The following is a 19320-nucleotide window of genomic DNA, read 5'->3' as shown; positions in this document are numbered from 1 at the left end:
GCGGGGAACTGCGCGACCAGCCCCCACCGGACCCGCACCCACCCACGCACCCAGGTACCCCTCCCCCCAGGCGCCCCCGCCCCACCCAGCAGAGCGCTCTGGTGACCATCGGACCATTCGCTCGTTTTGCTGAACGTGCAGTCACAGGATGTCGCCCCGCGCCCCGCATCGTCCCGCGCCCAGGAGTCGGTCGTGGACGTCGAGCAGGCGGAGGCCGCGCTCGTCGAGCACTATCCGCGTCTGGTCCGGCTGGCCTATCTGACGTTGCCGTCGAGCCTGGGCCGCAGCCGCCGCGTGCTGACGGCGCACGCGCTGACCCAGCGGGCGCTGCCCAGGGGCCGCAGGTCCACCTCGCTCATCCCGGCACAGGCGACGGGCGCGGACCGGGAGCGCAACCCCGGGTACGCCTACGTCCGGCTGCAGGTCGTCCGCACCGCGCTGGAAGCGGGCCTCCCCCTGCGGCGCCGGGCGTGGCCGAAGCGGTCCCAGCTGCCGCCGCCGCTGCCCCGGGTGTGGGGCCTCAGGCTGTTCCCCCGCTCCGGCGGCGCCGACGAACTGGCCCTGGACCAGCGGCTGTCGGCGCTCTCCGGGCCGGGACGCGCCGCCTATGTGCTGCGGGGTCTGGAGCGGCTCCCCGACCCGGTGATCGGCTCGCTCCTCGAAGAGGCGGGCGTCGACGCCCCGGACGCCGCGCTGAAGGAGGCCGACTCGGTGCCGGCGCGGCAGTACGCGCTGCTCACCTCCCCCGAGTACGACCCCTGTTCGCTGCACGCCCGCCCCACCGATCTGATGCGCCGCCGCCAGCACAAGCGGGCGGCGCTGGCCGCGACGGCCGCCGTGATCGTGTCCGGGGCGCTCCTCGGCCTGCCCGGGGAGAGCTGGGGGCCCGACGGCGCGGCGGCACCGCCGTACGCGCGGAACCCGGCGGCCCAGGCGGCGCTGGATCCGGGGCAGCTGACGACGGCGACGGCCACGGCATGGCGGGCGACGGGGCGCACCGACTTCACCACCTGGCCCGCGCGCGGCGATCTCGTCAAGGACCGGGCCCTGCTGCGGCGCGCCCTCGCGGTCTGGGCCCGCCCCGGTGAGTCCGTGCAGGTGGCGGTCACCCTCGGCACCCAGGCGGGACCCCCGCCCGGCCCGCCGCAACTGCTGTACGCGGGCGTCGTCGACAACCTCCGGGTCGTCCTGCTCCACGACGGCCTGCGGATCGCCCGGTACGCCGAGCCCCTCGACGACCAGGGCGCGGCCGCCCTGGACCTGACCCGGGCCGACGGGGCGACCGGCGCCGGCGCGAGCGCGCTGGTGCTGGGCCGGTCCGACGGCAACGTCCGCTATCTGACGGCACCCTGGGTGCGCGCGGCGGCCGTACGGGATCTGGCGGAGCCCGGGGGCCGGGCGCGTCCGCTCGCGCTGGCGAAGGACGGGACGACGGCGCCGTTCGCCAGTCCGGCGGTGCGGACCGGGGAGTGCCGGTCCTGGGACGTGCTGCAGGTCACGGACGCGTCGGGGGGTACGCGGCTGCTGACGGACCTGTTGGAGGTGACGCCGGCGCACCTCACGATCGGGCGCCCGTCGGCCGTTACGGCGCGGCGTGACGCGTCGGCCGCGCCGGCGGTCTGGGCGCCCTTCGCCTGCTCGCTGGCCGCCGTACGGTCGCAGGGGGTGCGGACGGTGAACGCCTGGCAGTTCGCCCGCCAGCCGCTGCCCGACGGCAGCGGCACGGCCGACTGGGTGTGCACGCGCACCGAGACGTGGCGGGGCGCGGGCACGCGGGCGCTGGCCCAGTTCAACACTCCGGCGGGCGCGTACGTCACCGCAGCCGCCGACGAGGTTCCCGCCTGCGGCCCGGCGGACCCGCACGTCCTCGCGGCCGGCCCCTGGACGTCGGCGGCCGGCGACTCGTACGTACTGGCCGCCGGCGGCAAGGACACGGTGTCCGTCGAACTGAGCGGCGGGGTCAGCGGTTCGGCGCCCGGCAACCTGCTCGCCGTACCGGCCGGGGCGGGCGTGCGGGCCGAGTTGAAGGGCACGCTGGCGAACGGCCGGGAGATCAGCGGCCTGCGGTCCGCCCGGTGACCGCCCGCGCCTCGGAGGTCTCCGCCCGGTCCCACCCCTGGTGGGCCGGAATGAATCGGTAGAGTGTTCGTATGCGAACCGGTGCGCGCCGCAGGATGGGTGTGGAGGAGCGGCGGCAGCAGTTGATCGGGGTCGCCCTCGAACTGTTCAGCCGGCGCTCGCCCGACGAGGTCTCCATCGACGAGATAGCGTCGGCGGCGGGCATCTCACGCCCGCTGGTCTACCACTACTTCCCGGGCAAACTCAGCCTGTACGAGGCCGCGTTGACGCGTGCCTCCGACGATCTGGCGAACCGTTTCGTCGAGCCCCGGCAGGGTCCGCTCGGGGCCCGGCTGCTCCGCGTCACGCACCGGTTCTTCGACTTCGTCGACGAGCACGGCCCCGGTTTCTCCGCCCTGATGCGCGGCGGCCCGGCCGTCGGCTCGTCCCGCACGAACGCCCTCGTCGACGGTGTCCGCCAGGCCGCCTATGTCCAGATCCTTTCGCACCTCGACGTCGACACCGCTCCCGCCCGCCTCGAACTCGTCATCCGCTCCTGGATCTCCCTCGCCGAGTCCACGGCCCTTCTCTGGCTGGACGGGCGCCGTATCCCCCGCGAGGAGCTGGAGGTCCAGCTCGTCCACGACTTCGCGGCGCTGGCGGCGGTGAGCGCGGCCCAGGACGAGGGGATGGCGGCCCTGCTGCGCGGCATCCTCGCCGACGAACCGCCGGACGGCCCGTTCAGCGACCTCGCGGGCCGCCTGCTCGCCCTGGGACGCGGCTAGTCCGCTCGGGCCTGGCGCTCAGACCTCGAACTTCCGGTACGACGGGTCGAGGTCGCGTACCTCCGCCGACGCGTGCAGCGCCAGCCCCGCCGACGGCTTCACGTACTGCCGGACCAGTTCCAGCACGTTCTCGGTCAGCGTCACCTTCGTGTCGTCGGTGCGCCCGGCGAGCAGCCCGAGCGTGATGTGCACGATCGCGTGGCCTTCGGTGTCGGGCCCGACGACCGTGTCCTCGGTCGCCCGGAACTGCGTCTTGCACGCCTCAGGCTTCGCGGCGGCGGTCCGCACGACCTCCTCGTGCAGGGCCTTGGCGAACGTGGGCCGGTCGAAGCCCTCGGAGAGGACGGCGGAGTAGTCAACAGTGATCTGCGGCATGAGGTCACCCTAACCGCAGCCGTGACGCCAGCATGGCGATGTCGTCCTCCCGGTCCCGGCCGAAACAGTGCAGCAACGTGTCGCACAGCGCGGCCGTCCCCGAGGGGGCGTCCGCCGCGGCGGCCCGCAACTGCTCCAGGGAGAGCGCGAGGTCGATCCCCCGGGTCTCGACGAGCCCGTCGGTGACCATGAGCAGCCGGTCCGTCGGCCCCAGCGACGCCAGGGTGGGCGCGGGCCGGTCGAGGCCGAGCCCGAGGAGCGGGCCGGCGGCCGGCACGTACGCGGCCTCTCCGCCGTCGCGGACGATCAGCGGCGGGATGTGGCCCGCGTTGGCGATCCGGACGCGCCCGCTGTCCGGCTCGATCAGGGCGAGACAGACGGTGGCGGTCAGGTCGGGGTGGTAGTGCTGGAGCATCCGGTCGAGACGGTGGGCGAGCGCCGCGGGGTCGGACTCCTCCACGCAGTACGCGCGCAGGGCGTGCCGGATCTCCACCATCACGGTGGCCGCGTCCAGCGAGTGCCCGACGACGTCGCCCACGGCGGTGAGGACGCCGCCGGGGGTGGACAGGGCCGCGTAGAAGTCGCCGCCGATCTCGGTCCGGCTGGAGGCCGGCACATAGCGGACGACGACGTCGAGGCCGGGGAACTCGGGCACCCGTTTGGGCAGGAAGCTGTGCTGGAGGGTGAGCGCGACATGGCGTTCGACCTGGTACATCAGCAGGGGCTGCGCGGCCAGCGCGGTGGCCTGGGCGAGGCGCGCGACCAGACCCGTGGCACCGCTCGCCGCTCCCGACCCGCCGTGCGCGGGTGTGGCGACGCAGACGGGGGTGCCGCTCTCGGTGCGGGCCAGGACCAGCCGGGCGTCCTCGGTGACGCCGGGCCGGAAGAAGCCCGGGGGCCACAGGGGCGCGGGGACGACGGTGTCGTGCGGCCCGGGATCGCCGTCGGTGAGACGGCGGATGAGCCGGGCCACGGCCTCGTGCGCGCCGGCGTCGGGCAGGGTGGTGCGGGCCCGTGCCCGGGAGGTGCCGCTGCAGAGGTGGCCGTCCTCGCCGAGTACGAACACGGCGGCGGGCGAGCGGGTGAGCCGGGCGGCTCCTTCGGCGGCGGCCGCGGCCAGCTCCTCCAGGGTGCGGGCGGCCTGCACGTCGACGACGGTCTCGGACAGCAGGGTGAGCCGGCGGGCGAGGGCCTCGGCGTCGTTGCGGGTCCGGGCGCCGCGCACGGCCGCGCGGACGACCGCCTGGATCTCCTCCGGCTCGGCGGGGACCGTCAGATACGCCTCGCCGCCGGCGTCCAGCCCACGGCAGCGGTCGACGGGGGCGAGGGAGGCGGCGGAGAAGTGGACGACGGGCAGGGCCGCGGTCAGGGGGCGGGCCTTGAGCCAGCGGCACAGTTCGAAGCCGCTCATGTCGGGGAGGCCGACGTCGACGAGGGCCAGGTCGGGCAGGGTTCCGGTGCGCAGCCGCAGGTCGAGTTCGGCGAGGGCCTCGCCGGCGCTGGCGACCGGGACCACACCGTGTCCGGCCCGGCGCAGGACCGCACCCATCGCGTACCGGCCGGCGGCCGCGTCGTCGACCACCAGCACCGTGGTGCCTGTTGCGTCGCCCATCGCACTCATCAGGGTCTCGTCGTGGCAGAAGCCCGGGTGGTGCGGCCGGTCCCCTCACCGCCCGCACCACCCAAGCTAGCGCTCCTATCGACCGGTTCGCGCGAAGACCGCCACGGTCCGCCCCGGAACGACGAAGGTCCCCGATTCCGCTTCGTACGACGACGTCCGGACGGTAGAGTCCGCCCCCGCCGCCTGCACCCGGTGCAGGGCGTACTCCGTCCCGGCCAGGTCGTCCACGGTCTGCTCGCGCCGCTCGGGAGTGGCGTTGAAGACGACGACCAGGTCACCGAGTTCCATGGTGATCACGCCCGGCGTCTCGTCCTTCCCCGACAGCGGGAAGGACAGCTTCGACTGCACCTGCCCGGCGGTGTCGAGGGAGAAGACGTCCTCCGTGGTACGGATCCTCAACAGGTCCCGGTAGGCGGCCGAGGCGCCCTCGATCTGCTCGCAGCCGACCCTCACCGACGTCAGCAGAGGTTTGGCGTAAGGCCATTTGGAACGGTTGTCGGCGGCGAGGGGCAGTCCGCGCCCGAAGCCGTTGCCGTCCCGGCAGTCCCAGTGGATCGCGTTGAACCAGTCGCCGCTGTCGTAGGAGTTGCGGTCCAGGGACTTGGACCGCAGCAGGTCGGTGCCGGCCTGGGAGAGCGCCGGGCCCTGGGAGAGGGCGGCGGTCGCCAGCGCGAGGACCTGCATCCGGGCCCGGTCGGCCGGGCTCGTGGACTTCGGGAGCTTGAAGGCCAGGGCGTCGAACAGGGACTCGTTGTCGTGGGCGTCCACATAGGCGAGGGCGTCGCCCGGCGCGTCCGCGTATCCGGCGGCGGTCCCGTTGTAGTCGACCTCGGAACCCTGGACCTCCTTGCCGTCGGTGTCGGTGAACCGGTAGTGCGCGAGGTTGCCGCTGAGCCCGACCTTGATGAGGTCCTGGTAGTGCAGCAGCCGGGCCTTCTGCTCGGCCGGAGTGCCGTTGTCCGCCGCGGGGTTGGGGTCCGTCCAGAGGCCGGACGCGAAGCCCTGGACGCCGGGGTCCTCGTCGAAGGGGCCGCCGCCGCGCACCGCGTCCCGGGCCCGGTCGGAGAAGGTGGCGACGCCCGTGCCGGCCATGTTCTTCTGCGTGGCCTGGACGAAGCGGGCGTCGTCGGCCACCTCGCCGAAGTTCCAGCCCTCCCCGTACAGGATGATCTTCTTCCCGTCGACGCCGTCCTTCTTGGGGGTGAGCGCGTCGAGGGCCTTGCGGACGGCCAGGATGTTGGCCTTCGGGTGGTGCCCCATCAGGTCGAAGCGGAAGCCGTCGACCTTGTACTCCTTCGCCCAGGTGACGATGGAGTCGACCACCAGCTTGCCCATCATGGTGTTCTCGGGCGCGGTGTTGGCGCAGCAGGTGGAGGTGGCGACCGCACCGTCGGCGAGGAGCCGGTGGTAGTAGCCGGGGACGACCTTGTCGAGGACGCTCTTGTCGGCCTGACCGCTGGCCGGGGTGTGGTTGTAGACCACGTCCAGCACGACGCCGAGGCCGTCGGCGTTGAGCGCCCGCACCATCTTCCGGAACTCGACCGTGCGCCGGGTGCCGTCCGGGTCGGTCGCGTACGAACCCTCCGGGACCGTGTAGTGGTAGGGGTCGTAGCCCCAGTTGAAGCCGTCCTTCGCGGCGGCCTTCGCCACGCACTCCTGCTGCTTCTCGGAGTCCGCGGGGTACGAGGTGAGGTCGCAGTCGACGGTCGCCCGGTCGGCCTTCCGCTCGGGGATGGTGGCGATGTCGGCGACGGGGAGGAGGTGCACGTACGACGTTCCGGCCTTCGCCAGTCGCCGCAGGTGCCGGGAGCCGTCGCTGCCCTTGCCGGTGAAGGCGAGGTAGGTGCCCCTGTCCTTCGGGGGCACGGTGCCGTCACCGATCGAGAAGTCCCGGACGTGCAGTTCCTGGATCTGCGCGTCCTTCAGCGGTACGGCCTTGGGCTTGGTGTACGACGACCAGCCGCTCGGCGCCAGCGACTTGTCCGCCAGGTCGACGACGAGGCTGCGCTCGGAGTCGGCGGTCAGGGCGACGGAGTACGGGTCGGTGACCTTGTTGGTGACGATCTTCCGGACGCTGGGCGCCCACACCTTCACGACGTACCGGTAGGGCTTGTTCTTCCAGGACTTCTTGCCGGTGACGGACCAGACGCCGGTGGCGTCGTCCCTCTTCATGGGGAGGGTCTTCCCGTCGAGTTCGAGCTGCACCGACTGTGCCGTGGGCGCCCAGACGGCGAGTGTCGGACGGCCCTTGCGGAACGTGGGGCCGAGGTCGGCGGCCGAACCGTCGTAGAGGTCGTCGAGCACGCCGGCGATCTGGACGCCCGTCGCCGTGAGCACAGCTCCGTTCGCGGCCCGTTGGGAGGCTACGACCTGGCCCCGCAGGGCCTCGCGGACCCGGTCGCGGTCGCGCGGGTCGACGGTCCAGGCGGTGTACGCCTTCAGGTGCGGGAACTTCGCCTTCTGGGCGTCGGTGAGCACCGCCCTGCTCAGGCGCAGCCACCGCTCGTCGGTGCCGGTGAGAGCGCCGTCCTTCGCCGTGATGGAGCCGGTGCGGGAGTACAGCAGCTGGGTGGAGGCTGCGGTGTCGTTGCCGTTCCAGGCGACGGTGTTCCGGTCGATCCAGACCGCCTTGGAGGTGGTGAGGTCGAGGGCGGCGGCGGACCCGGCGGGCTGCGGCAGCAGGTACTTCTCCTGCCCGCTCAGCAGCCACGCCTCATGACCGGTGGCCTTGAGGTCGAGTGCCTGGTCGGTGGGGAGGTCCTTCTCGTCGCCCTTGTGGAGGATGTAACTGAGGCTGGATGCCCCGTCGGTGAGGGGCACCTCGAAGACGGCGCCGTAGGGGTCGGTCCGCACGGGCTCCAGGGGCTCGGCCCAGTCCGTGGGGTTCGCGGCGCCGGACCAGACGTGCAGGCCCCAGCCGTCGTAGTTCCCGTCGGCGCGGTGGTAGTGGAGGACGGCCTTGGTCCTGTCCTGCTCGGGGTAGTCGGCGATGGGTTTCTCCGTGCGGACCGCCTCCTTGCCCTGCTCGACCCAGATCTCGCCCGTCGTGGTCACGTCGATCGAGCGGTCGGCGGAGACGTCCTTGGTGCCGTCCTTGTCGATGACGAGGTAGTTGACGCTCGTGGCACCGGGCTTGAGCTTCACGTAGGCGAAGGCACCGTACGCGTCCCGCCCGATGAAGTCGTGGCCGTCGGGCCAGGTGGTCCCCTCGCCCTCGGCGAGGTCGCCCCAGGCGTACAGCCGCCAGTCGGTGTAGTCGCCGTCGGCGCGCTTGTAGTGGACGATCGCGTGGTCGCGCGAGGAGGCGGTGGGGTTCTCGGGGGCGGGCGGGGTTCCGGTGGTGGAGGTCGCGGTGGCGCTCGCCGTACGTCCGGTTCGGTCGATCACCACCGCTTTGTACCGCAGAGCCGTTCCGGCCGGCACCTTCTCGTCGATGGTCTGGGTGACCTTGTAGGGGGCGTGGTCGGCGGAGCCCAGCGTCTTCCACGGGCCGTTGCCGATCTGCGCGGCGAACACGACCCGGTTGAGCTGTCCGCCGTCGACGTCCGCGCCGATCTCGACCGTGCCGGTGGCACCGGCGGCCGGGGCCTTGAGGGCCAGGGACGGCTTGGCTGCGGGCTTGGCGAGAGGACCGGCGGCCTTGAGGACGATCGCCGAGCGGGCCGGGACGGTGACGGTGACCTTCTTGTCCGCCGCGCTCGTCACCTTGCCGTCGGTGCCGTACACGCCCTTGAAGGTCATGCGGGCCGACCCGGTGGCGAAGGTGGCCTTCTCGGCGTCGTCCGCGTTGTTGAAGGCGACGACGTACTCGGTGCCGGTGCGGGCATCGGTCCGCGAGACGGCGTAGACGCCCGCCCCGTCGGCCGCGTAGCGCTCGGTCTGCACACCGTCGGCGAGGGCCGGGTGGGCCCTGCGGAGCTTGGCAAGGGCGCTGATCTGCTGGTACAGCGGCGCGCTGGTGTCGTACGCGTCCGTGGCGTGCGTACGGTCCGTGCCGAGCAGGTCGTCGTCCAGGTAGTCGGCGGTCTTCGAGGCGAACATCGTCTGGCGGGCGTCCTTGTCGCCGCCCGCGCCGGTGAAGCCCTGCTCGTCGCCGTAGTAGACGACCGGGTTGCCCCGACTGAGGAACATCAGCTCGTTGGCGAGCCTGTCCTTGGCGAGCAGTTCGGCGTCGGACGCCTTCGGGGCGTCCTGCTTCAGGAAGGTCCCGATGCGGCCCATGTCATGGTTGCCGAGGAAGGTGACCTGCTCGTAGGCGTTGGCCTTGTCGGTCGTGTACCTGTAGTCGTCCCCGAAGACCGAGGCCAGCCTCTGCGCGCTGCCGCCCTGGGAGGCGTACGCCCGTGCCGCGTCCTGGAAGGGGAAGTCGAGCGTGGAGTCGAGGCGGCCCCGGGTGACGTACGGGGAGGTCACGGCGGTGTCGGCGGAGTAGACCTCGCCGAACATGAAGAAGTCGTCGCGGCCCTTCCTCGCGGCGTACGCGTCGAGCGCGGTGGCCCACTGCGTCCAGAACTCCATGTTCACGTGCTTCACGGTGTCGATCCGGAAGCCGTCGATGTCGAAGTCCCCGACCCACTTCTCGTAGATCTTCTCCATGCCGGAGACGACCTCGGGGCGTTCGGTCCACAGGTCGTCCAGGCCGACGAAGTCGCCGTGGCCGGCGGACTCGCCGGCCCAGGTGGAGTCGCCCCGGTTGTGGTACATCGTCGGGTCGTTGAGCCAGGAGGGGACCTTGGTCTTCCTCTCGGCGGCCGGGACGACGGGGGTCCGAGGGAAGGAGTCCCGGTCGACGGACGGGAAGTTCTTCCCGCCGTCCGCGTAGTCGGTGTCGTCGAAGGGCTTCCCGTCCTCGGTCAGGTAGGGGAAGGCGCCCTTGGAGAGGTAGTCGTAGGACTTCTCGTCGTAGTCGACGACGTCGGCGGTGTGGTTGGTGATGACGTCGAAGAAGACCTTCATGCCCTTGGCGTGGGCCTTGGAGATGAGGGTCTCCAGGTCCTTGTTGGTGCCGAAGTGCGGGTCGACCTGGGTGAAGTCGGTGATCCAGTAGCCGTGGTAGCCGGCGGAGGCGTCGGCCCCCGTCCCCTGCACGGGCTGGTTCTTGAAGATCGGGGCCATCCAGATGGCGGTGGTGCCGAGGCCCTTGATGTAGTCGAGCTTCCTGGTCAGGCCCTTGAGGTCGCCGCCCTGGTAGAAGCCCTTGTCGGTGGGGTCGTAGCCGGTGGCGAGGCGCGAGCCCGTCAGGCCGCCCCTGTCGTTCGCCCGGTCGCCGTTGGCGAAACGGTCCGGCAGGACGAAGTAGAACTGCTCGCGGGTGAGGTCGTGGCGGGCGGCGGTCTTCGCCAGCCTCGCGTCGGACGGAGGCGCGGGCGGCGCGGCGGCTCCCGCGGCTCCGGCGGCTCCCGCGGTGAGCGGCTGGACGAGCGCCGCGGTCAGCGCGGTCACGGTGACCGCGGCGACCGCCGCGACCCGTCCGGCGTGGGTGGTTCGGCGCCTGAACGGCGCCGGCCATCTCGGTATCACGGATGGACTCCTTGCGATGACGGCTCTGGTGGTTCGACCCCGCGCGACCGTATCGCCGCCGAAAGCGTTTCAGCAAGAGTCCTGAAAGTAACGGTAAGGGCTTACAAGCCGGTCAGCAGCTGGACTTGCCCGCGTAGATCGCGAGGGCGGTGTGGGCGCCGAGGGTCGCGGTGAATCGGCCGGAGCCGTCGACGGTGACCGTCGTGTTGTTCTGCACGTTGCAGTAGGTGCCCGCCGCGAGGGAGGTCTGGTAGGTGCGGCTGAGGCCGCTCGACTCGTGGTTGATGGCCACGAAGCCCTTGGCTCCGCGCCCGAAGGCGATCGCGTCGCCCCCGTTGTCCCACCAGTCGGTGACGGCCGCACCGCGGGTGGCGTTGCGGAAGGCGACCATGCGCATGATCTCCGGCCAGGCGTGCTGGCACTTCCAGCCGCTTTGCCAACAGGCGCTCACCGCACCGCCGTTGGGCGGGCCGGCGTCGTGGTCGGTGAATTCGTACCCGGAGTTGATGTCGGGCGCGCCGTACGGGTACGCCAGCATGAAGACGTTGGCGAGGGTGTAGGTGGCGTTGTCCTTGTAGCTGAGGGTGGAACCGTTGCGCTCGGTGTCGTGGTTGTCGACGAAGACCCCGGCGACGGAGCTGTTCATGTAGCCCCAGCCCTCGCCGTAGTTCTTCAGGTAGGCGAGGTTCTCGTTGGTGAAGACCCGCTTGAGGTCGAAGGCGTAGCGGAACTCCTGCACGTCCCCGTTGCCGGTGTACTCGCTCGGCTGGACGGCCTCGCCGGAGCCGAAGATGGCCTCCTGCTTCCAGTACACGGACGGGTTGTCGAGCCGTGACTTGATGTGGGCCAGGTCGGCGGCGGGGATGTGCTTGGCGGCGTCGATCCGGAAGCCGTCGACGCCGTACCCGAGCAGGCTGTTCATGTACCCGGCGATGGCCGACCGGACGTACTCCTCGCCGGTGTCGAGGTCGGCGAGGGTGACGAGTTCGCAGTTCTGGACGTTGGCGCGGTTGGTGTAGTCGCTGATGGTGGCGGTGCAGTCGTCGAAGTCGAAGGAGGAGTACAGGCCGGGGTAGTCGTACTTCGTGTACGACGAGCCGCCGGTGCCGGTGCCGCTCCCGGCCGACATGTGGTTGACGACGGTGTCGGCGACGACCTTGACGCCGGCCGCGTGGCACGTGTCGACCATGTTCCTGAAGGCGCCGGCGTCACCGAGCCGTCCGGCGATCCGGTAGCTGACGGGCTGGTACGACGTCCACCACTGCGCGCCCTGTATGTGCTCGGCGGGCGGCGAGACCTGCACGTATCCGTAGCCGTTCGGTCCGAGGGTGCTGGTGCACTCCCTGGCGACGGAGGCGAAGTTCCACTCGAACAGGACGGCGGTCACGTCCTTGGTCCCGGGTGGTGACGCGTACGCGCTTCCGGCGGGTGCCGCGAGCGCGATCGACGCGCCCGCCGCGAGGGCGAGCGCGCCGGACAGGGTTCTGCTGGTCATGTGTGGGGTCCTTCTCCGTTGAAGGGTCCGAAGGGCGGGGAGCCGGGCCGGCGAGGGTCCGTACGACAAGATCCCTTGCCGGTTCTTGCTGCAAGATGGCTGAAAACTTTCAGCCGTCAGGAAGGTACGAGTCCCCTTGACGCACGGTCAACCCTCCGGACACGCCTTCTTCACATGCCCGAAATCTCTTCACAGGGAGGGGTGTTGGGGCGGGACGGCCCCGTGTCACCGGCTCCGCAGCCACCGGGACCGCGGAGTGCCTGGTACGCGGCCCACGCGTCCAGCAGCGGCGGGGTCACCGAACGCCGGGGGCCGGGGCCGTGGGTGACGGCGTAGCGCACGGCGGCCGGGGTGGCGTGCGGGAAGGCCGAGCGGAGCAGGGCGAAGGCGCCGGCGACGAAGGGCGCGGCGGCGCTCGTGCCGCTCAGCAGGAAGGGCCGGCCGTCGGGGCCCGGCCCGGGAATCCGGTCGCCGGGGGCGCCGACTCCGTGGCGGCCGATGGACGCGGCCAGGTTGGACCGGGGCAGGGGACGCCCGGCACGGTCGTACGCGGTCACCGGGACGACCCACGGGTGGTCGGTGAGCACGGAGGAGCCCACGCGGCCCTGGTTCCCGGCGGCGACCACCAGGATCACCCCCCGGTCGGCGGCGCGGTCGAGGGCCGCCCGCAGCGCGGGGTCACGGACTCCGGACGGCGCGGGCTGGGCCATGCTGAGGTTCACGATGTGGGCGCCCGCGTCGACGATCTCCGTGAGCGCGCCGGCGAGTTCGCCGGTCCGCACGCCGGAGAGACAGGTCGCGGGACCGTCGTCGGTGGGGTGGTCCGTGAAGAGGGGCCGGGACAGCAGGGTGCAGCCGGGGGCGACCCCGCCCTCGCCGGCGAGGATGCCCGCGACGGCGGTGCCGTGCGCGCAGCAGACGTCGGCGCGGCCGCACCGTCCCGGGCCGGCGGGCCGGCCCAGTTCCCGCACCGCGTGGCCCGCGAACGCGGGGTGGTCCAGGGCGACACGGCCGTCGATCACCCCGACGACCACCGAGGACCTGCCCGGGGTGCGTGCCATGAGCGGCCGGAGGCCGACCAGGTCCACGGGGTCCATGGCACGCCCCTCTCCTCCGGGCCGCTCGACGGCACGACGGTCCATCCGGTCCACCCGGTCCACCCGGTCTAGCCGTTCACGGGCTCGGGCTCGGGTGGGAGGCAGGCCGCGAGGCAGTCCTCCGCGCAGCGGTTCAGGCAGTCGCCCGCCTCGTAGGGCGGTACGTCCCGGCACGCGTCGGCGCAGAGGTGGGAGCACAACGTGGCGCAGTGCGTGTCGAGTTGGACGTACAGCCGGTCGCCGACGTCGCTGTCCCGCCGGCCGGGCGGAACGGGGGCCGCGGCGCTGAACCCGGGGAGGGTCATGGCGTACCTCCCCACCACGCCGGGTCCCGGCACCGGTCCGCCAGGCAGGCGGCGTAGCACGCGTCGGCGTCGTCGTACCCTTCGCAGCGCGACCTGCAGTCCGGTCCCTCGACGCGCTCGCAGGTGATCTCCTGCGGGTGCAGGAGATCACCCTGGCCGGCGAGGGCGGAGACCCGCGCGAATCCGGGGAGGGTCATGACGCTTCCCAGGAGCCGGAGCAGTTCTCCTCGATGCACTCGCTGACGCAGAGCGCGGGATTCCAGGAGTCCTCGCACGCGGTCTCGCACGGCGGGCGCAGTTCCTCCTCGCAGGTGATCTGCTGGGGGACGAACCGGTCACCGGCCGTCACGCGTGCCGGTGCCCCGGTGAATCCGGGCAGGCTCATCGCGGGTCACCACTTCTGCTCGTCGCAGAGCCTCGCCAGGCACTTCCGTACGCACGCGGCGGGGTGGTGGGAGTACCGGCACTGGTGGCGGCAGACCGGCCTCAGCTCCTCCTCGCACGTGAACTGCTGCGCAACGAGCAGATCACCGGCGTTCGCTCCGTGTGCCGCCGTCGGCTCGACGGCGAATCCGGGGATACGCATGTCCGTTCGCCTCTTCTCCCTCTCGTGTGCGTCGTGTTCATCTCTTCGTCGTCGCTGTCGGGGGGCCGTCGCTCAGCGGTCGTAGTACTCCTGGACCGGGGTCACCCGGTAGGGGAACAGCCCGGAGACGCCGACCCGGACGAACAGCTTCTCGGTGACATTGGTCCGGCGGTGGGCGTAGGAGAGGATGACCGTGACGACGCTCTGGGATCCGACGCTGAGCCGGGAGGGCACCGCTTCCACCTCGGACAGGGCGTAGCCCTCGGCGCGCAGTTCACTGGTCCTCCGGTAGATGTCCTGCTCCCGCACCGTCAGGTAGTTGAGGGCCCGGTGGGTGGGGTCGAGACCGGCGTTGTTGTTGAGCTGGAGCACCCGGTCGAGCACCTCTCTGGCGGTCCTCTGGAACTCCTTGCGGGATGTGTCCTCGGGGCGGTCGATCGCCTCCAGCAGCTCCCTGCTGTCGAACGCCCAGATCTTCTCGACGCGGACGACCGGGAGGGAGAGTCCCTGACACGCGCCCGGCGGCACGAGCGGGCCGAGCGTGCCGACGACCACGGCGAGGTCGCGGTGGTCCCGTACCGGGCGCAGGGCGTCCACCAGGTCGTCCAGGCCCGCGGGTTCGGCGGGCTCCACCACGTAGGTCTCGACGTCCTGGACGGACAGGACGTAGCACATCTGGCGGGCGAGGTAGCGGTTCTCCGGAGCGGAGAGGACCCGGTACAGCGTGTCGGCTTCGGTGGCGTCACGGCTTCCGCCGGCATCCGCCACCAGCGAGAACTCCTCCTTGACGGAGCGATCGGGGAACACGGCGTGCACGCGACCGAGGACGTAGACGTACGCGGGGCCGGTGTCACCGTGCCCGGCCCCCTCCCCCGGATGGGAACCCGCCTCGGCACAGCCGCAACACGCCTGTGTGACACGGGACTCGCCGGCGGCGGGACGGACGTCGTCCGGTTCGGACGCCGGGGCCGGGGCGGGAGCCGGGGACGCCGGTCGTGGCCCGGTCTCCGGCGGAGGACTCGTGTCGGTGACGCCGTCGGTGGTCTCGGGGTCCATGGGTCACTCCTCACGCACGTTTCGTCGGGCTCCGGCCCGGGGCGGTCGCGCGCCGGGCGTCCTGGTCGTGCACGCGTCTCGCGCGGTGCCTCAGCGTTCTCGTCGGCCTTCGACGGTCATCCAGCGGTTGAGGGCCGCGGCCCTGCGCGCGCAGCCGCCGCAGGGCCGGATCCCCACGGCCGCGGTCGCACGGGCGACGGCGTCGCCCAGCCCGATGTCCCCGTCCGCGGGGGCGAAGCCGGGGATACGGACCCGGTGGGGGGACCGGCGGTGCCGGGACGGCTCGTGCGCGTCGCGGGCCGCGGGCTCCTCGGCCGGGTCCCGACCACTCGTTGTGCCGTCAACCATCTAGCTCACATCCCGGTGTTGGCCGATCGCCCCGTCGCCCCCACCTCCTTCCACTGTCCTCCTGAGGCACACGGGACGCACCCCGGACCGGGGACGCGGCAGGGCCCGCCGCCCCGGGTGCGGGGCGGCGGGCCCTGGAGACCGGCCGCGGGTACGCCCGCGGCCGCCGTGGTCCGGCCGGCTCAGCCGGTGGTCCACCAGACCGTCGTGTCGGCCGGCAGCTTCGCCTCGTCCCCGGCCACGGCCACCTCGGCGGAGGCGAGCAGGACACGGCCGTACGCGGGGATCGTGACCGCCTCGCCCGTGGTGTTCGCGGCGCACACGAAGTCGCCCCGGCGGAAGGCCAGGACGCCCTCGGGCGCCTTCAGCCACTCCACCGAGTCGCCCGCGCCGAGTCCGGGCTCCCGCCGGCGGACGGACAGGGCGGTGCGGTACAGCTCCAGGGTCGAGTCCGCCGCGCCCGTCTGGGCCTCGATGCTGAGGTCGCCCCACTCGGCGGGCTGCGGCAGCCAGGAGCCGCCGTCGCCGAAGCCGTACGACGAGCCGTTCCGGGTCCACGGGATCGGGACGCGGCAGCCGTCGCGGAAGCCGTCCTGGCCGGCGCCCCGGAAGTACGCCGGGTCCTGGCGGACCTCGTCCGGGAGGTCGACGACGTCGGGCAGGCCCAGTTCCTCGCCCTGGTAGACGTAGGCCGAGCCGGGGAGCGCCAGCATCAGCAGCGAGGCGGCGCGGGCCCGGCGCAGGCCGAGCGCGCGGTCGCCCGCGAGGCGGATCTGCGTCCCGAGGCCCGGTTCGTTGGCGAAGCGGGTCGTGTGGCGGGTCACGTCGTGGTTGGACAGGACCCAGGTGGCGGGGGCGTTCACGGGGCGCATCGCGTCCAGGGTGCGGTCGATGACGGTCTTCAGCTCCGCCGCGTCCCAGTAGGTCGCCAGGTACTGGAAGTTGAACGCCTGGTGGAGCTCGTCCGGGCGGACGTAGTTCGCGGTGCGTTCGACCGTGGGGGTCCACGCCTCCGCCACGAAGATGCGCTCCCCGGCGTACTCGTCCAGCACCAGGCGCCATTCGCGGTAGATCGCGTGGACGCCGTCCTGGTCGAAGAACGGCATGACATCGTTGCCCAGCAGTTTCAGCTGGTCGTGGGCGCCGAGGTCGGGGAGGCCGGCGGCCTTCACCAGGCCGTGGGCCACGTCGACGCGGAAGCCGTCCACGCCCATGTCGAGCCAGAAGCGCAGCACGGAGCGGAACTCGTCGCCGACCGCCGGGTGGTCCCAGTTGAAGTCGGGCTGTTCCGGGGCGAACAGGTGCAGGTACCAGGCGCCCGGCGTGCCGTCCGGCTCCGTGACCCGGGTCCACGCCGGGCCGCCGAAGATGGACTCCCAGTCGTTCGGGGGGAGTTCGCCGGAGGCGCCCTTGCCCTCACGGAAGTGGTAGCGGTCGCGCAGCGGCGAGCCCGGCCCCTCGGCGATGGCCCGCCTGAACCACTCGTGCTGGTCGGAGGAGTGGTTGGGGACCAGGTCGACGATGATGCGCAGCCCCAGGTCGTGGGCGTCGCGGATCAGGGCGTCCGCGTCCAGCAGGGACCCGAACATCGGGTCCACCGCGCGGTAGTCGGCCACGTCGTAGCCGGCGTCGGCCTGGGGGGAGGCGTAGAAGGGGCTGAGCCAGACGGCGTCGATGCCCAGGTCGCGCAGGTACGGCAGCCGGGAGCGTACGCCCTCCAGGTCGCCCATGCCGTCACCGTTGCTGTCGGCGAAGCTGCGCGGATAGACCTGGTAGATCACCGCGTCGCGCCACCAGTCGCTGCGCTGCGCCTCGGCGGGGGTCGCGGTGGAGGTGGTGGTGGAGTGCTGGTGGCTCATGACGTCCTTGATGCGTGGCGGGTCGTTCGGGCAGAAGGATGAGGAGGGGAAGGGGGGCGAGGCGGCCGCGGTGACAGCGGGGTCTGGGGTCCCCCCGGCCGGAGGCTGGGGAGGTCACCACGACCGCCTCGGGTTCTCGGGAAAGGGGGCCTGCGCGCCGCTTCAGGGGCCTCCCCCAGCGGAGCGTCACCCCTTCGTGCCGCCCGCGGTCAGGCCGGTCACCAGGTTCTTCTGTACGAGGTAGAAGAACGCGGAGACGGGGATCGCGACCAGGACCGCGGTGGCGGCCATCAGGTTGCGCTGGGCGTCGTGTTCGCTGACGAAGCTCTGCAGGCCGACGGCGAAGGTGTACTTCGTGTCGGACAGCATGAACGTCGAGGCGAAGGCGACCTCCCCGAACGCCGTGATGAAGCTGTAGAAGGCGGCGACGGCGAGACCCGGCTTGGCGAGCGGCAGGATCAGCCGCGCGAACGTGCCGAAGGGGCTCAGCCCGTCGACGCGTCCGGCCTCGTCGATCTCGAACGGGATCGTGTCGAAGTAGCCCTTGAGCAGCCAGGCGCAGTACGGCACGGCCGTCGAGCAGTAGACGAGGACGAGGCCGAGGTAGCTGTCGATGAGCCTCAGTTCGGAGAGGATCTCGTACATCGGCACCATCAGCACGGCCACCGGGAACATCTGCGTGACCAGGAGCACCCACATGAACTTGCGGTAGCCCGGGAAGCGCATGCGGGAGACGGCATAGCCCGTGGTCGCCGCGATCAGCACCCCGATGACGGTGGTGCCGAGCGAGACGACGAGGGTGCTGACGAGCCAGTCGAAGAACGGTGTCTCCTGGAGCACGTACGAATAGTTGGCGAACGTCATTTTGCCGAAGATGCGCCCGGGATGCAGGTAATCGTCCTTGTCCGGGCCGAGGGACAGGAAGAGCAGCCAGGCGATCGGGAACAGCGCGGCCAGGCTCGCCAGGACGAGGATCGTGTGGGAGGCGAGGGTGCCGGCGGGGCTGTTCTCGCCGCGGCGGCGGGTGCGGCGCGCGGGCGCGTTCCCGGCGGCCCGCGCCGACGGGGAGTCGGGTTGCGCCTCGGTGGTGACGGTCGTGGTGCTCATGGGGGCTCCTGCCTCAGATCGCGAGCTGCTGCTCATCGCGGTTCAGCCAGCGGCGGTAGACGGAGGTGAAGACGATCAGGATGGCCAGCAGCAGGATGCCGTAGGCTGCCGACTGCGCGAAGTCACGCGGCTGCTGACCGAAGCCGAGGTAGTAGGCCCAGGTCACGAGGATCTGCGCCTCGGGCGCGGTGTCGCCGAACAGCAGGAAGATGACGGCGAACTGGTTGAACGTCCAGATGACGCCGAGGAGGACGACGGTGGAGCTGACCGAGCGCAGGCCGGGCAGGGTGACGTGGCGGAAGCGCTGCCAGGCGCTCGCGCCGTCCATCTCGGCGGCCTCGTACAGGGTCGAGTCGATGGACTGCAGTCCGCCGAGCAGCGAGACCATCATGAACGGCACCCCGCACCAGGTGTTGACCATGATCGCGGCGAACCGCTGCCAGAAGGTGTCCTCCAGCCACAGCGGCGCCGGCAGGTGCAGTGCTTCGAGGCCGGCGTTGATGACACCGCCGTCGGCGAGCATGAACCGCCAGCCGAACACGGTGACGAAGGTGGGGACGGCCCACGGCAGGACCAGGATCAGCCGGTAGAGGGTGCGGCCGCGCAGCTTCTGGTTGAGCAGCAGCGCGAGGCCGAGTCCGATGACGTAGTGCAGGGCGACACAGAGCGCCGTCCAGAGAATCGTCCAGATGAAGTGCGACCAGAAGCGGTCGTACGACGTCGGGCCCCACAGGATGTCGGCGTAGTTGTCGAAGCCGATGAACTCGTAGGTGGCCTCGACGTGGTTGACGCCGATCGTGCGCGCCGAGTTGAGGCTGTTGGCGTTGGTGAGGGTGAGGTAGAACCCGCGGACCAGCGGGTACAGCACCAGGACGCCGAGCACGAGGACCACCGGGGCGATCATCGCGTACGCGTACCAGTACCGCTGGTACGACTGCCTCAGACGCGTCAGCCGGCCGGGGCGCCCGCCCGGTTCACCTCGGCGCTTGCCGGTCGCGCGGTCGATGGCGACTGTCATCGTTCGACACCTTCTGGAAGATCACGGAGAGAGCGGGGAGACAGCGGGGAGTACGGGCCGGTGACCGCCGCGTCCGTCCCCCGAGGGGCG

Annotated in this window: 16 protein-coding genes; 2 read left to right on the top strand and 14 right to left on the bottom strand. The window is 71.7% G+C overall.

Annotated elements, in window-relative coordinates; all coding sequences use genetic code 11:
- Positions 1 to 135 precede the first annotated feature (135 nt).
- Positions 136 to 2079, top strand: a complete 1944-nt coding sequence (locus tag PYR72_RS35015) for a hypothetical protein (RefSeq protein ID WP_275459022.1) — start codon at positions 136 to 138, stop codon at positions 2077 to 2079.
- Positions 2080 to 2150: 71 nt separating this feature from the next.
- The gene (locus PYR72_RS35010) at positions 2151 to 2843 is read left to right on the top strand and encodes a TetR/AcrR family transcriptional regulator (protein ID WP_275459021.1); all 693 of its coding nucleotides are present in this window, start codon (positions 2151 to 2153) and stop codon (positions 2841 to 2843) included.
- Between the two features lie 18 nt (positions 2844 to 2861).
- Here PYR72_RS35010 and PYR72_RS35005 read toward each other — a convergent pair whose 3' ends face one another.
- From PYR72_RS35005 to PYR72_RS34940, 14 genes are all read right to left on the bottom strand, one after another.
- On the bottom strand, positions 2862 to 3218 hold the full coding sequence (locus PYR72_RS35005; protein ID WP_275459020.1) for an isomerase: 357 nt from the start codon (positions 3216 to 3218) through the stop codon (positions 2862 to 2864).
- Positions 3219 to 3222: 4 nt separating this feature from the next.
- Complete coding sequence (locus tag PYR72_RS35000; RefSeq protein WP_275459019.1) at positions 3223 to 4830, bottom strand: SpoIIE family protein phosphatase; 1608 nt, start codon at positions 4828 to 4830, stop codon at positions 3223 to 3225.
- 84 nt (positions 4831 to 4914) lie between these two features.
- Positions 4915 to 10359: a pullulanase-type alpha-1,6-glucosidase gene (gene pulA, locus PYR72_RS34995; protein WP_275459018.1), complete on the bottom strand. Its 5445-nt coding sequence runs from the start codon at positions 10357 to 10359 to the stop codon at positions 4915 to 4917.
- 112 nt (positions 10360 to 10471) lie between these two features.
- Complete coding sequence (locus tag PYR72_RS34990; protein WP_275459017.1) at positions 10472 to 11854, bottom strand: alpha-amylase family protein; 1383 nt, start codon at positions 11852 to 11854, stop codon at positions 10472 to 10474.
- A 170-nt stretch (positions 11855 to 12024) separates the two neighbouring features.
- Positions 12025 to 12951 (bottom strand): S8 family serine peptidase, encoded by a 927-nt coding sequence (locus PYR72_RS34985; protein WP_275459016.1) that lies wholly within the window; start codon positions 12949 to 12951, stop codon positions 12025 to 12027.
- Positions 12952 to 13019: 68 nt separating this feature from the next.
- Positions 13020 to 13256 (bottom strand): hypothetical protein, encoded by a 237-nt coding sequence (locus tag PYR72_RS34980; protein WP_275459015.1) that lies wholly within the window; start codon positions 13254 to 13256, stop codon positions 13020 to 13022.
- A complete protein-coding gene (locus tag PYR72_RS34975) occupies positions 13253 to 13453 on the bottom strand; it encodes a hypothetical protein (protein WP_275459014.1) in 201 nt (66 codons plus the stop codon). Before PYR72_RS34975 ends, PYR72_RS34980 begins: the two co-directional genes overlap by 4 nt.
- On the bottom strand, positions 13450 to 13641 hold the full coding sequence (locus tag PYR72_RS34970; RefSeq protein WP_275459013.1) for a hypothetical protein: 192 nt from the start codon (positions 13639 to 13641) through the stop codon (positions 13450 to 13452). The genes PYR72_RS34975 and PYR72_RS34970 overlap by 4 nt, the downstream gene beginning before the upstream one ends.
- A gap of 6 nt (positions 13642 to 13647) precedes the next feature.
- Positions 13648 to 13842 (bottom strand): hypothetical protein, encoded by a 195-nt coding sequence (locus PYR72_RS34965; protein ID WP_275459012.1) that lies wholly within the window; start codon positions 13840 to 13842, stop codon positions 13648 to 13650.
- 72 nt (positions 13843 to 13914) lie between these two features.
- The gene (locus tag PYR72_RS34960; RefSeq protein WP_275459011.1) at positions 13915 to 14898 is read right to left on the bottom strand and encodes a hypothetical protein; all 984 of its coding nucleotides are present in this window, start codon (positions 14896 to 14898) and stop codon (positions 13915 to 13917) included.
- Between the two features lie 90 nt (positions 14899 to 14988).
- Entirely contained in the window at positions 14989 to 15246 is a 258-nt protein-coding gene (locus tag PYR72_RS34955) for a hypothetical protein (protein ID WP_275459010.1), read from the bottom strand.
- A gap of 182 nt (positions 15247 to 15428) precedes the next feature.
- The gene (locus PYR72_RS34950; protein WP_275459009.1) at positions 15429 to 17105 is read right to left on the bottom strand and encodes a glycoside hydrolase family 13 protein; all 1677 of its coding nucleotides are present in this window, start codon (positions 17103 to 17105) and stop codon (positions 15429 to 15431) included.
- A 186-nt stretch (positions 17106 to 17291) separates the two neighbouring features.
- Positions 17292 to 18212 (bottom strand): ABC transporter permease subunit, encoded by a 921-nt coding sequence (locus PYR72_RS34945; RefSeq protein WP_275459008.1) that lies wholly within the window; start codon positions 18210 to 18212, stop codon positions 17292 to 17294.
- Positions 18213 to 18225: 13 nt separating this feature from the next.
- Entirely contained in the window at positions 18226 to 19230 is a 1005-nt protein-coding gene (locus PYR72_RS34940) for a sugar ABC transporter permease (RefSeq protein ID WP_275459007.1), read from the bottom strand.
- Positions 19231 to 19320: the final 90 nt, after the last annotated feature.

The sequence above is a fragment of the Streptomyces sp. VNUA24 genome (assembly GCF_029167005.1).
GTDB classification, from domain to species: Bacteria; Actinomycetota; Actinomycetes; order Streptomycetales; family Streptomycetaceae; genus Streptomyces; species Streptomyces scabiei.
The sequence above is the reverse complement of the archived record's forward strand: the minus strand, read 5'-3'. Positions and strand labels throughout refer to the sequence as shown.